The sequence below is a fragment of the Peptoniphilus sp. oral taxon 386 str. F0131 genome (assembly GCF_000090945.1).
Taxonomy (GTDB): domain Bacteria; phylum Bacillota; class Clostridia; order Tissierellales; family Peptoniphilaceae; genus Anaerosphaera; species Anaerosphaera mikwangii.
In genome coordinates this window covers 731,971-744,199 of sequence record NZ_GL349422.1, presented here as the reverse complement: position 1 = coordinate 744,199, position 12,229 = coordinate 731,971, and the positions used below count along the sequence as shown (strand labels likewise).

Sequence of the window (12,229 nt, the reverse complement as noted above, 5' to 3'; positions counted from 1 at the left end):
AACTTATCCGTACCTAAAATTAATATCTTTATTATATTTTTCTAAATAAGATATTAAATCTCTTGCTTTATCCCTATCTTCATTACTATTACACTGGTTAAAAAATATATATTTTTCTCCAATAGCTCCTTTAAAAATTCCATCCTTACTTTGAATTATATTATTTATTACATTAAATGTAAGCTTTGACTTAAATCCAAATTTCATTTTAAATATCTCGGAATTAAATATTAAACTATCATCCACTTCTGTATCAACATATTTTATCGGAATTATTCCTATAGTTTTATTAGTCCCCGCTAAAACAACAGGTTCATGGTCTCTCCATGCTTTAAGCGGTAAACGTTTTGAACCGTCAGATTCTATTAATATATAGTCAAAATACTCGGCTATCTGATTTAACATTTTCTCATCTATGGAATTTATCTTTCCGTTTAAAATCCCATTGCCGGCAACTGCAAGGCTAAATTCTTCTCTATTATTTAAAATATTTCTAATATCTTCAAAAAACTTTTCACCTTTCTCCAAATTATCAGGAACCCCTATTTTTGTAGATGTTGTAACTAAAACTTTTCCATTATCTTTAAGTTCTCTTGCTAATTTAAAAATAGTAGTTGTCTTCCCGCCGCTGCCATTAAATGAAATTATATCTTTTTTCCCAACATCAAATAATTGTTTTAGCATTCCATCATCTCTTTTCATCAAATGTAAAAAATCTCTTCAAAATTATTTATTATATATGGCTTTGTTCTCTCTAAAAACAGTTCATACTTTTTTAAAAAAGCTTTACCCTGCGCAGTAATTTTACTTTCTCCACCACCGGAACCGCCTGATTTTCTATCTACAACCGTAAAACCAAGTTCTTTTTCCATAGTATTTATCATATTCCATGCTTTTGAATATGATATATTCATTGCACTTACAGCAGCCTTCACAGATCCTGTATCTTCAATCAATTTTAAAAGTCTTGATGTGCCGGGTCCGAAAAACTTCTCATCCCTCGCTATTGTAAGCTTTATTTGGCATCTTAGAGGTGTTTCCTCAAATACAATATCATTTTGATTTTTCAATATATCCCTATCGTCTAAATCAACAAAATTCCAATCAACTCTAATTCTTTGAAAACTCTCTATTAAAAAATTATTCTTTACATCAATTTTAGGAAATTCTTTTAACGGAAGTAATGCAACATTCCCCTGCATATTTTTATAGTATCCTATTGCAAAAGTTCCATAGCTAAGCAATTTTTTTATACTGTCTATACTGAATAAATTTGACCGTACAGATGTATATAACACTCTGTCATATTCTTTATTTATATTTTTCATAGCATATATTTCACTTTCAAATTCACTATGCTTTTTATAATTTTCATCGTATATCAGTATTGCATCGCTTTTTTCAAGTTCAGATGATATATCTGCATAATTTTCCCCAACTAATATATATACATCATCAACCCCTGCCGATTTTATCGCATATAAAATTTTTCTTATATTTGATATATTTTTTAAACTCTTAAGTGCAAGCTCACTTCCCTTTGGACTTCTTGAATTTATTAAAGCACAAGTTTTCATCTTAATCCCTCCACTATCTGTTTCTAAATTTTTCTATTATCTGAGCAGCTATGCTTATTGATATTTCTTCAGGTGTTTGTGCACCTATACTCAATCCTATCGGAGAATGTATTCTATTTATCAAAGATTCATCGTACTTTCCCCTAATACTGTTAAACATAATTTCCGCTTTTTTCCTACTTCCTATTATCCCTATATAGTAAGGTTTTTTTTCAAGCATCTTAACTAAAATTTCTCTATCCGACTTATGACCTCTTGTCAATATACAAACATAATCATTTTCTGTTATTTCTAAATTTTCTAAATCAAAATAATTTAACAGTATCCTTTTTGAATTTGGAAAGTCCTCTTCTTTTAAAAACTCCTCTCTGTCTTCAATAACTATTGTCTCCAAATTCAAATAATTTAGAATTGGAACCAATGCCTTTGAAACATGTCCCCCACCAAAAATAAAAACTTTAAATTTATCTTCAATTTTAATTTTGAAATCGCATTCTATTTTCTCATTTATTCCACTTCTTGTAAATTGACAGACTTCGTCTTCAATTTCTACTGAAAATCCGGCATTCCCCTTAGTCGAATATAATAAATTGACATCTTTATTTTTATACTCTTCTATTATTTTTAAAAAATATTCTCCTGCAAGAAAATCATCAGGTGATACATATTCAAAGTGAATTATATTTACTCCCCCACATATCATACCTATGCTCTCCGCATCATTATTTGTGAGTACGTACTTATGATTGTCACTCTTCTCATCTAAAATTAATTTTTTTGAAAATTCAATAGCTTCATATTCCGCCACTCCGCCACCAATGGTTCCAATGTCAAGTCCTCTTTCAGTAACTATCATGGAAGTTCCCTCTTCTCTCGGTGATGAACCGTTTTTATAAATTATAGTTGCAATTACAAACGGAGTCTTATAAGAAAACAACTCCGACGCTCTATTAATCAATTCAATCATTTTTTATCCCCACTTAAACATACTATTTTAAATACAATACACTACTTATAAGTATAACAAATTTGAAATTTTTTAAAAGTTTTTTTGCAAAGATATACGTTTGATTTATAATGATAGATTTTAAAATACTATTATGATATTATGATGTAAACTAATATAAGAGGAGATTATTATGAAATGGCAGGGAAGAAAAAAAAATAAAAATGTAATAAAAGGTTCAAGAGTTCTAACACCGCTTGGAGGCGTCGGGCTTTTAATTTTAATGATAATTTTCTATCTACTTGGAGGTAATCCCTTGGAAGTTTTAAATAACACCGATTCATCATCTATTTCAATTGAGGAAAATACAGAAGTAAATAAAAAGTTGGAAAATTTTTTAAGTGTAATCCTTACAGATACAACAGATATATGGAATGAAATTTTTAACCGAAACTCTCTTACTTACAGAGAACCTAAACTAGTACTATATAATAGTTCAATTCAAAGTAAATGCGGAAACTCAACATCAAATATGGGACCTTTTTATTGCCCGAAAGATGAATCAATTTATATTGATGTAAGTTTTTATAATGATTTAAAATCTAAGTACAATAAGCTCGGAGAATTTTCATTCGCATATGTTCTTGCTCATGAAGTAGGTCACCATGTCCAAAAACAGCTTGGAACGTTGGAACAAGTATGTGAACTGAAAGATCAGCTGCCCGAAAAAGAATTTAATAAATATGTTGTGAAACTTGAACTTCAAGCTGATTATTTTGCAGGTGTATTTGCACACTATGTGCAAAATGCAGGATATTTAAAAGAAGATGATATTAAAGATATTATAAATGCCACAGAGAATGTCGGAGATGATAGAGTACAACAGCAAACTGTAGAGAGTGTTATTCCTGATACATTTACCCACGGAACAAGTGAGCAAAGAATACAATGGTTTAAAAAAGGTTTAAAATATGGTGATATTAATCATGAAAATATATTTAATGATTCTGAATTATAAAAAAGGCACTGTCGTGCCTTATTTTTTTCCTGCATTTACTCCTGCTATATATCCCGTTGAATTTGCTATTTGCATATTAAAGCCACCCGTAAAAGCTTCAACATCTAAAACCTCTCCACAAAAATAAAGTCCTTTTACTTTTTTAGATTCCATAGTTGAAGGATCTATTTCTTTTACGGAAACTCCACCACTTGTAATAATAGCTGCATTTATATCCAATAGCCCCTTATAAGTAAGCGGCATTTCTTTAATGCTGTGTACAAGCTTATTTCTATCTGCTCTTGTAACTTGATTTACCGTCATGCTTTCATCTATATCGGCAATTTTTAAAATCACAGGAACTAATTTTTTTGGAAGCAACTCAAACAATGCATTTTTTATTTCCTTATTTTTAAACTTTTCAAAATCCCTCAATATTCTGCTATCAAGAGTCTCAAAATCAAGTGCAGGTTTTAAATCCAAATAGAGTTTAAATTTATTCATTCTGTTTATTTTACTTGATGTTCTTAAAACAATGGGACCTGTTATTCCAAAATGAGAAAATAACATTTCACCAAACTCCTCGCTTATTACTTTGCCATTTTGTTTTACCGACAACGATACATTTTTCAGAGATATACCTTGCAAGTCATCCAAAAATTCGTCTGATAATTCAATCGGAATCAAAGCCGGATATAATTTTTCAACATTAATATCAAAATCTCTTGCAAATTTATATCCATCTCCGGTAGAGCCTGTTGCCCTATAAGAATATCCACCTGTTGCTATAATTAATGAATCAAACTTTTCTTCAAAATTATCATTTATTATAAAATATTCTAAATTTTTTTTAACTGATTTAACCTCACTATTTAATCTGACGTCCACATTTCTATCTTTTAACATCTTTATATAGGTTGCTATTACATCAGATGATTTATCACTGCTTGGAAAAATTCTCCCTCCACGCTCACTTTTCATTTTTAGTCCATAACTGTTAAGCAGCTTTATTAAATCTAAATTTGAAAATGAATAAAATGCAGAATATAAAAACTTTTCATTTCTTGGTACTTCTTCAAAAAATTCAGAAATTTCTTTTTCATTAGTAATATTGCATCTACCCTTGCCTGTTATAAATAATTTTTTACCAAGCTTTTCATTTTTTTCAAATATTGTTACATTATTTCCCTCTGCAGCAAAATATGCCGCCATCATTCCTGAAGGGCCTCCACCTATCACAGCAATATTTTTCATTTTCTCACTCCTATTAAATATACAATCGGAGGATTGTTTTGTTGATTAAAAAATTCTCTCTTTTCAACCATATATTCTTTCTGTTCCAACTGAGAGAGAAATTTTTCAAGTGCAGCTCTCTCTTCAAAAGAACCCTCATGACCTAAATATGATACAACAATTATAATTCCGTCTTTAGAAATACTATTAAGTCCTCTTTCTATTGAAAGTATTGTGCTATCCGCCTCTGTAACTACTTTTTTGTCCGATTTAGGTAAATATCCTAAATTATATATTATAAGTGAAATAGGCTCTTTTATATAATCAAATACCTCAGTATGAGATTTATTAAATAATTTAAAATTCTCATAACCTTTGGATTTTAAAAGCTCCATTGTAGAATTAATTGCTTCTTCTTGAATATCACATGCATATAAAAAACCCTTGATACCTATCTTATCAAGAAGCTTTAAACTATCGTTACCTCTTCCGCAAGTGGCATCAAGGCAAACTTTGCCAACAATATTTGCATTTCCAATTATATCATCTACTATCTGTCTATAATTATATTTTACTAAACTCATTTTAATCTCTTTAAATAATTTATCTCATCCTCTGTTAAATACCTAAAGTTTCCTATTTCTAAATCTCCAAGTTCTATATCACCAATTGATATTCTCTTCAATTTTTTTACGGGATGATTTATCTTGTCAAACATTAATTTAACTTCATGATTTTTTCCCTCATGAATTATTACCTCTATGATTGAATCCGCTTCAAAACTCTTTAATATTTTAACTTTTGCGGGAGAAAATTTTTCAGCTCCCACTTTTATTCCTTTCCTAATCATATCAAGTTCTGTTTTTGTCGGCTTACCCTCAACCGTTGCAATGTATGTCTTATTTATTTCATTCTTAGGATGCGTTAATTTATTTGTTATTGCTCCGTCATCTGTCAATATTATAAGTCCCGTTGTATCAATATCAAGTCTTCCGATTGGATATAATCTTGTAGAGCCGTCTATTAAATCAACAACTGTTTTTCTATCTTTTTCATCTTTTACAGTGGATACTATTCCCATAGGTTTATTTAATGCAATATAGGTATTCTCTTTTATAATTTTAAGCCTTTTATCATCAAGATATACCTTATCCTTATTTTCATCTACGACATATCCAAGCTCGGTAACAATTTTACCATTCACTTTTACACGACCGTCTAAAATATACTCTTCCGATTTTCTTCTCGATGCAGCTCCCGAATGTGCCATATATTTTTGTAATCTCATTATTCCTCCAAAAAAGTCATCTTAATTTGTTCATCTTCCTCTATTTCAGGTAACTCCTCTAACGATGAAAGTCCAAATTTTTTCAAAAATTCATCTGTTGTAATGTATATATTCGGTCTACCTATTTTTTCAAGTTGCCCTGAAATTTCTATAAGTCCAAGTTCAGATAGAGCTTTAATTGTAGAATCGCATTTGACTCCTCTGATTTCTTCCACTTCAAGTTTTGTAACAGGTTGTTTATATGCAATTATAGATAATGTCTCAAGTGCTGCATTCGATAAGTTCTTTTTATTTTTTCCACTTACGAATTCACTTATATAATCATAATTTTCAGGCTTTGTACTAATTTGATAACTGTCATTTAAAATTACAAGTCTAAGTCCGCTATCAGCTTTTTCATACTTCTCTTTTATAATTTGAAGTAAACCTCTAATTTTATTTTGAGACTGTCCAATAACTTTTGACAGCTCTATTACGCTAACCGGCTCTGCCCATGCAAATAAAATTCCTTCAATTATTGAAATTATTTTTTCATCTTCCAAAATCATCTCTCCTAATAATTTCTATATCAGAATAATTTCCGGTTTGTCTTGCCGACACCCTGCCAATTTTAATAAATTCAAGCAACGATAGAAAATAAGCTATTATCTCCGCCTTAAAACTATATTCTCCCAAAAGTTCAGAAAATAAAAATTTGTCTTTACTTTCAAGATATTCAAGTATTATTTCATTTGCTCTTTGAACCGGAAATTCTTCAGGTGCTATATTGGTAACAGATGCAGTCTTATTTCTCTTTATGATATTTTGAAGTGCCTTGTGTAAATTTTTAACATTACAATTATTTAAAAATTCCAACCTGTCTATATCTGAAAAATCTTCCTGTAACTTATAAAATGCCTTAAGTTCATATTTTTCAGACTCTCTAAGTTTTTCTGAAACTTCTTTATATTTTTCATATTCAAGTATTTTTTGAACAAGTTGCTCTCTCGGATCTTCTTCGTCAATCTCTTCATCATCAAGTTTTATTTTAGGCAGTAACATTTTTGACTTTATTTCTAAAAGTGTAGATGCCATAACTAAAAAATCACTTGTGAGTTCCATATTTAATTCCTTAACAGCTGCTATATATGCTAAAAATTCACTTGTAATAATATGAATCGGTATATCATAAATATCTATTTCATTTTTTCTGATTAAATCAAGCAAAAGTTCCATCGGACCTTCATAAACTTTTAAATTTACATTATATCCCATATATTTATTCCAATTGTTACTAATTCATTTAAAACTTTCAGCACTATTGGTGCTATTATTTTATTTACAACTCCAGTCATCAATAATGCTACAAGTATAATATACAAATACTTTTCATATTTATAAAACATATATTCCAATTTAGAAGGTAACAAACTTGCAATTACCTTTGAACCGTCAAGCGGCGGAAGCGGTACAAGATTAAAAACTCCAAGCATAACATTGTACCATAAAATTTCTGCAAATAGAGGTTCAAGCCAATTTTTATTAATCGCCGCACCTACAAACAGTATGGAAAATATAAATGCCAATATAAAATTTGCTGCAACTCCCGCAAGTGAAACTATAATGGTTCCAATTTTTCTATTTATTTTAAATTTAAACGGATTTATAGGCACAGCCTTTGCCCAGCCAAATCTTAAAATAACCATCGAAATAAGCCCTATAGGATCTATATGATTTATAGGGTTAAGAGATAATCTACCATCAGTTTTAGCTGTATCATCCCCAAGTAAATATGCTGCATATCCATGCGCTATTTCGTGCGGTATTATTGCAATTAAAAGAGCTATTATAGTAAATAATACACTCTTTAAATCTAAATTTGAAAAATTTAACATTTTTGAATTTCCTCAATTATAATTTTATATGCTTTACTATTTTTTTCTCCAAGCTTATATGCTTCTTTTATTCCTGCAACAGCTTTATCTATTTGTTCTTTTCTCTCCGTATATATTGTTGCAAGCGGATCTCCTGCTTCTACATAGTCATCTATCTTCTTGTTAAGCACAATGCCTGCTCCAAGATCTATTTCAGATTCCTTAGTTTCACGCCCTGCTCCTAAATTTTTAGAGATTTCTCCTATTTCAAGAGCATCTATTTTTGTCACATACCCGGATTTTTCTGAAAAAACTTCTCTCTTTCTAGATGACAACTTGAACTTTGAAGTATCATCTACATAACTTACATCTCCACCTTGCATTTCTATAAACTCTCTAAATTTTTCAAATGCAAGTCCATTTTTGATATTTTCTTCTAATAAAATTCGAGCGCTTTTCTCATCATTGCATTTATTAGCTAATACAAGAAGCTTTGCCCCAAGGCTTAGACACAAATCTTCTAAATCTTTAGGTCCTCTTCCCTTTAATGTATCTATCGCTTCAATTACCTCTAATGAGTTTCCGACAGCAAGTCCAAGCGGTTCGTCCATATTTGTTATTACAGCTACTGTCTTTCTGTTAAATTTCTCTCCAAGGTCTACCATCATTTTTGAAAGTTCTCTGGCATCTTCCACATTTTTCATAAAAGCACCTGAGCCGACTTTTACATCAAGTACAAGGCAATCTGCTCCTACAGCTATTTTTTTACTCATAATAGAACTTGAAATAAGACTTACATTATCTACCGTTGCCGTTGTATCTCTCAGAGCATATAACTTTTTATCGGCGGGCGTTATGTCACTTGTCTGCCCACAAATTGCCATTTTAATTTTATTTGTATTATTTATAAATTTTTCAATTGAAAGGTCTATACTCATTCCGGGAATTGACTCAAGTTTATCAAGAGTTCCTCCCGTATGTCCAAGACCTCTTCCACTCATTTTTGCAAATGGAACCCCGCAGCTTGCCACAAGCGGTCCTAAAATTAAAGATGTGGTATCCCCTACACCGCCTGTTGAATGCTTATCAACTTTAATTCCATCTATCGGGCTTAGATCTATAGTATCTCCGGAATTAATCATAGCATTTGTCAAATAATACGTTTCTTCTATATTCAAACCTCTGAAATAAATTGCCATAAGCAGTGCTGATATTTGATAATCAGGTATTGTTCCATTAGTATATCCATTTATAAAATATTCTATTTCTTCTTTATTGAGCTCTAAACTCTGTTTTTTCTTCTCAATAATATCGTATATATTCATTAGATCACCTTTATCACTTCTCTTACATATTGCGCAAATTTATCTTTTATCTTATTAGACACCTCTATTACTTCTTCATGATTAAGCGGTTGTTCCAATATCCCTGCCGCCATATTTGTTATACACGAAAAACCAAGTACATCTACTCCTCTATGCCTTGCGATTATAACTTCAGGTACTGTACTCATTCCAACAGCATCCGCTCCAACTATCGCAGCAAGTTTTACTTCTGACGGAGTTTCATAACATGGGCCTGTAAACCACATGTATACTCCCTCTTTAATATCTAAGTCAATATTTTTTGCAACTTCTTTAGCTTTATCTCTAAGCTCCTTTGAATAAGTGTATGTCATATCCAAAAATCTCGGTCCCTTATCGTCTTCATTTTTACCTATTAACGGATTTACACCAGTATAATTTATATGATCTTTTATCAGCATAATATCGGAAGGTTTAAAACTCTTATTTACTCCGCCGGATGCATTTGTAACTATCAATTTTTTTATTCCAAGTTCACATAATACCTTCATAGGATAAACTGTTTTATCTATGCCTTGTCCTTCATAATAGTGAATTCTACCTTGCATCGCAACTATAAACTTATCTCCAACATTTCCAAAAATCAACTTTCCGCTGTGTCCAACTACTGTTGAATTTGGAAAACCCGGTATATCTTCATAATTTATTGCAAACTTATTTTCTATTGTATCTACAAAATCTCCAAGTCCTGAACCTAATATTATTGCAATTTCAGGATTAACTTTAATTTTACTCTTTATATATTCAACTGATTTTTCTAACATTATTCATCATTCCTCATTTCATTATAAATTAATATTCCCGCTATTGTTTTAGCGTCCATAATTTCTCCAAGTTTTATCATCTTTAAAGCCCTGTCAAACGGAACTATTTCTAAATCTATAAATTCATCCTCATCTAATTTTTGTTCCTCAAATTCAAGATTCTCAGCAGAAAAAATATACATTTTTTCTGTACAAAATCCCGGTGATGAATAAAATTCCGTCATATATTCAACTTTATCAGCATGATATCCTGTCTCTTCTTTCAATTCTCTAATTGCTCCATCAATGGGGCTCTCATTTATCTCCAAAAGTCCTGCCGGAACTTCATAAATAACCTTTTCTATCGGTTTTCTAAACTGCTTTATCATTATAATTTCATTGTTTGAAGTTACAGGAACTATTACGACTGCAGGCGGATGTTCTATTATTTCCCTTTTAGAATATTTTTTATCCGGAAGCTCAACTGTTTCTACTCTTAAAGATAATATCTTTCCATCGTAAATTCTATCAGTTTTCATCGTTCTTTCAGTTTTATCCATCTTATTTCTCCTTATTAAATAGCATTTCTCTTGCAGCCGAGATAGTTGCGTCGGAAATCATAAACCCTCCAATTAATCTTGCTAATTCCATCTCTCTCTCATTATAATTCAGCTTCCTTATTCTTGATGTGGTTTCATTAATTCTCTCAAGTTTTTCTATTAAATAATGAGTATCTGCAAGTGAAACTATTTGAGGCAAGTGTGATATTACGATAACCTGTCTGTCTTTTGCTAATTTTTTTATTTTGTTTCCAACTATCTGAGCGGTACGACCACTTATTCCCGTATCAATTTCATCAAATATCAATGTTTGTATATCATCTTTTTGTGCAATAATACTTTTAAATCCGAGCATTATCCTGCTCATTTCTCCTCCGGATGCAGTATCTGTAAGTGATTTAAAATCTTCTCCCGCATTCGTAACTATCATAAATTCAATATCATCTATTCCATCTTTTGATATTTCCTTTTCTCTGAAGTCTATTTTGAACCTTGCATTTTTAATATTTAATTCTTTTAGTTCTTCTGCTACTGTATGTTCAAGAAACTTGGATACACTTTTTCTGTTTTCAGATATTTTTCTTGCAATATCAAGCGCTTGATTATTAACAAAACTTATTTCATCCTCAAGCTTTTTTATTTCATCATCAAAATTTTCAAGGAAATGAAGTCTGTTTTCAACCTCCTCAAGGAAAGAATATATATCCGATATTTTATTTCCATATTTTTTCTTTAACGTATTTACCGTATCAATTCTATTCTCTAAAAATCTAAGTTCCTCTTCACTATATTCCAAAGAACTTAAATATTTTTCAATTGTATAGGAAATATCTTTTATCCTGTATCTGATATCTTCAAGTTCGTCATAACAATCTTGCATGTTTTTATCGTATTTTATAATAAAATTCAAATTGCCTATTACACTATCGAATAAATCTTCTATATTAGCTTGGTCATAACTGCTATTTAAAATAGCTGTTGCAGATTGCGCTTGCCTTGAAATTTCAGAAATATTATTTATAATTTTATACTTGTCATCAATAGTCTCATCTTCTTCAGACAAGTTTGCATTTTTTATTTCTTCTGCTTGATACTTTAAAAGGTCTATTTCTCTATCTCTATTCTTATTTTGTGATGATTTAATTTTAAAATCCTCTTTTAATTTATGTAATTGTTCAATTAATATTGTCAAATTATTTAAAAGTTCAATATGACTGTCATCGCCAAATGAATCTATTAATTTTCTTTGATTTATATTATTCATAAGTGAAATATTTTCATGTTGAGCAAATATATCTATTAATTTTGATGTTATTTGAATTAAAACAGAACCCGTAATCGTTCTACCGTTTATTTTAGTAATAGACGGTCTATCTATTCTTATTTCTCTAGATATCACTATCAAATCATCATTATCTATATCGTATTTTTCTAATTCAGTTTTTAAAATTCCATCATTTGAAAAAATAGCCTCTATAAATGCAAATTCTTTTCCCGATTTTATTACATCTTTACTTGCTCTTGCGCCCAATACCATTGAAAGTGCATCTATTATTATAGATTTACCTGAGCCTGTTTCTCCTGTAATTACATTTAGTCCTTTTTCAAACTCAACTCTTAAATCTTCAATTATGGCAAAATTTTTAATACTAAGTTCAAGTAACATAT

At 30.3% G+C, this 12,229-nt stretch carries 14 protein-coding genes; 1 reads left to right on the top strand and 13 read right to left on the bottom strand.

Features of this window, described 5'->3' with window-relative positions:
- Positions 1–3: 3 nt before the first annotated feature.
- From yqeC to HMPREF0629_RS03575, 3 genes are read right to left on the bottom strand one after another with little or no spacing between them, the layout of a single operon-like run.
- Positions 4–702 carry a selenium cofactor biosynthesis protein YqeC gene (yqeC, locus tag HMPREF0629_RS03585; RefSeq protein WP_009222010.1) on the bottom strand — a complete coding sequence of 233 codons (699 nt, stop codon included), beginning with the start codon at positions 700–702 and terminating at the stop codon, positions 4–6.
- Positions 702–1,577, bottom strand: a complete 876-nt coding sequence (locus HMPREF0629_RS03580; protein WP_009222009.1) for a winged helix-turn-helix domain-containing protein — start codon at positions 1,575–1,577, stop codon at positions 702–704. Before HMPREF0629_RS03580 ends, yqeC begins: the two co-directional genes overlap by 1 nt.
- A gap of 13 nt (positions 1,578–1,590) precedes the next feature.
- Entirely contained in the window at positions 1,591–2,544 is a 954-nt protein-coding gene (locus HMPREF0629_RS03575) for an XdhC family protein (protein ID WP_009222008.1), read from the bottom strand.
- 172 nt (positions 2,545–2,716) lie between these two features.
- Here HMPREF0629_RS03575 and HMPREF0629_RS03570 point away from each other — a divergent pair, with 172 nt between their 5' ends.
- Positions 2,717–3,541 (top strand): neutral zinc metallopeptidase, encoded by an 825-nt coding sequence (locus HMPREF0629_RS03570; protein ID WP_009222007.1) that lies wholly within the window; start codon positions 2,717–2,719, stop codon positions 3,539–3,541.
- Between the two features lie 18 nt (positions 3,542–3,559).
- On the opposite strand, the gene HMPREF0629_RS03565 is transcribed toward HMPREF0629_RS03570, so the two are convergent.
- The 10 genes from HMPREF0629_RS03565 to recN are packed head-to-tail and all read right to left on the bottom strand — an operon-like array spanning position 3,560 to position 12,227.
- The gene (locus HMPREF0629_RS03565) at positions 3,560–4,774 is read right to left on the bottom strand and encodes an NAD(P)/FAD-dependent oxidoreductase (protein WP_009222006.1); all 1,215 of its coding nucleotides are present in this window, start codon (positions 4,772–4,774) and stop codon (positions 3,560–3,562) included.
- Positions 4,771–5,337, bottom strand: coding sequence for a class I SAM-dependent methyltransferase (locus tag HMPREF0629_RS03560; RefSeq protein WP_009222005.1), 567 nt, complete (start codon positions 5,335–5,337; stop codon positions 4,771–4,773). Before HMPREF0629_RS03560 ends, HMPREF0629_RS03565 begins: the two co-directional genes overlap by 4 nt.
- Positions 5,334–6,041: a pseudouridine synthase gene (locus HMPREF0629_RS03555; protein WP_009222004.1), complete on the bottom strand. Its 708-nt coding sequence runs from the start codon at positions 6,039–6,041 to the stop codon at positions 5,334–5,336. Before HMPREF0629_RS03555 ends, HMPREF0629_RS03560 begins: the two co-directional genes overlap by 4 nt.
- The gene (scpB, locus tag HMPREF0629_RS03550; protein WP_115737012.1) at positions 6,041–6,583 is read right to left on the bottom strand and encodes an SMC-Scp complex subunit ScpB; all 543 of its coding nucleotides are present in this window, start codon (positions 6,581–6,583) and stop codon (positions 6,041–6,043) included. The genes HMPREF0629_RS03555 and scpB overlap by 1 nt, the downstream gene beginning before the upstream one ends.
- Positions 6,573–7,295 carry a ScpA family protein gene (locus HMPREF0629_RS03545; RefSeq protein WP_009222002.1) on the bottom strand — a complete coding sequence of 241 codons (723 nt, stop codon included), beginning with the start codon at positions 7,293–7,295 and terminating at the stop codon, positions 6,573–6,575. The genes scpB and HMPREF0629_RS03545 overlap by 11 nt, the downstream gene beginning before the upstream one ends.
- Complete coding sequence (locus HMPREF0629_RS03540) at positions 7,280–7,915, bottom strand: site-2 protease family protein (RefSeq protein ID WP_009222001.1); 636 nt, start codon at positions 7,913–7,915, stop codon at positions 7,280–7,282. The genes HMPREF0629_RS03545 and HMPREF0629_RS03540 overlap by 16 nt, the downstream gene beginning before the upstream one ends.
- Positions 7,909–9,219, bottom strand: coding sequence for a pyrimidine-nucleoside phosphorylase (locus HMPREF0629_RS03535; protein WP_009222000.1), 1,311 nt, complete (start codon positions 9,217–9,219; stop codon positions 7,909–7,911). Before HMPREF0629_RS03535 ends, HMPREF0629_RS03540 begins: the two co-directional genes overlap by 7 nt.
- Positions 9,219–10,022 (bottom strand): purine-nucleoside phosphorylase, encoded by an 804-nt coding sequence (locus HMPREF0629_RS03530; protein ID WP_009221999.1) that lies wholly within the window; start codon positions 10,020–10,022, stop codon positions 9,219–9,221. The genes HMPREF0629_RS03535 and HMPREF0629_RS03530 overlap by 1 nt, the downstream gene beginning before the upstream one ends.
- Complete coding sequence (locus tag HMPREF0629_RS03525; RefSeq protein ID WP_009221998.1) at positions 10,022–10,561, bottom strand: NUDIX hydrolase; 540 nt, start codon at positions 10,559–10,561, stop codon at positions 10,022–10,024. The genes HMPREF0629_RS03530 and HMPREF0629_RS03525 overlap by 1 nt, the downstream gene beginning before the upstream one ends.
- Position 10,562: 1 nt before the next feature.
- Positions 10,563–12,227, bottom strand: coding sequence for a DNA repair protein RecN (recN, locus tag HMPREF0629_RS03520; RefSeq protein WP_009221997.1), 1,665 nt, complete (start codon positions 12,225–12,227; stop codon positions 10,563–10,565).
- Positions 12,228–12,229: the final 2 nt, after the last annotated feature.

Bases quoted from the DNA above. Each gene is read 5' to 3' on its own strand.
- yqeC (WP_009222010.1), bottom strand. From the start codon at position 702: ATGAAAAGAGATGATGGAATGCTAAAACAATTATTTGATGTTGGGAAA.
- HMPREF0629_RS03580 (WP_009222009.1), bottom strand. From the start codon at position 1,577: ATGAAAACTTGTGCTTTAATAAATTCAAGAAGTCCAAAGGGAAGTGAG.
- HMPREF0629_RS03575 (WP_009222008.1), bottom strand. From the start codon at position 2,544: ATGATTGAATTGATTAATAGAGCGTCGGAGTTGTTTTCTTATAAGACT.
- HMPREF0629_RS03570 (WP_009222007.1), top strand. From the start codon at position 2,717: ATGAAATGGCAGGGAAGAAAAAAAAATAAAAATGTAATAAAAGGTTCA.
- HMPREF0629_RS03565 (WP_009222006.1), bottom strand. From the start codon at position 4,774: ATGAAAAATATTGCTGTGATAGGTGGAGGCCCTTCAGGAATGATGGCG.
- HMPREF0629_RS03560 (WP_009222005.1), bottom strand. From the start codon at position 5,337: ATGAGTTTAGTAAAATATAATTATAGACAGATAGTAGATGATATAATT.
- HMPREF0629_RS03555 (WP_009222004.1), bottom strand. From the start codon at position 6,041: ATGAGATTACAAAAATATATGGCACATTCGGGAGCTGCATCGAGAAGA.
- HMPREF0629_RS03545 (WP_009222002.1), bottom strand. From the start codon at position 7,295: ATGGGATATAATGTAAATTTAAAAGTTTATGAAGGTCCGATGGAACTT.
- HMPREF0629_RS03540 (WP_009222001.1), bottom strand. From the start codon at position 7,915: ATGTTAAATTTTTCAAATTTAGATTTAAAGAGTGTATTATTTACTATA.
- HMPREF0629_RS03535 (WP_009222000.1), bottom strand. From the start codon at position 9,219: ATGAATATATACGATATTATTGAGAAGAAAAAACAGAGTTTAGAGCTC.
- HMPREF0629_RS03530 (WP_009221999.1), bottom strand. From the start codon at position 10,022: ATGTTAGAAAAATCAGTTGAATATATAAAGAGTAAAATTAAAGTTAAT.
- HMPREF0629_RS03525 (WP_009221998.1), bottom strand. From the start codon at position 10,561: ATGGATAAAACTGAAAGAACGATGAAAACTGATAGAATTTACGATGGA.
- recN (WP_009221997.1), bottom strand. From the start codon at position 12,227: ATGTTACTTGAACTTAGTATTAAAAATTTTGCCATAATTGAAGATTTA.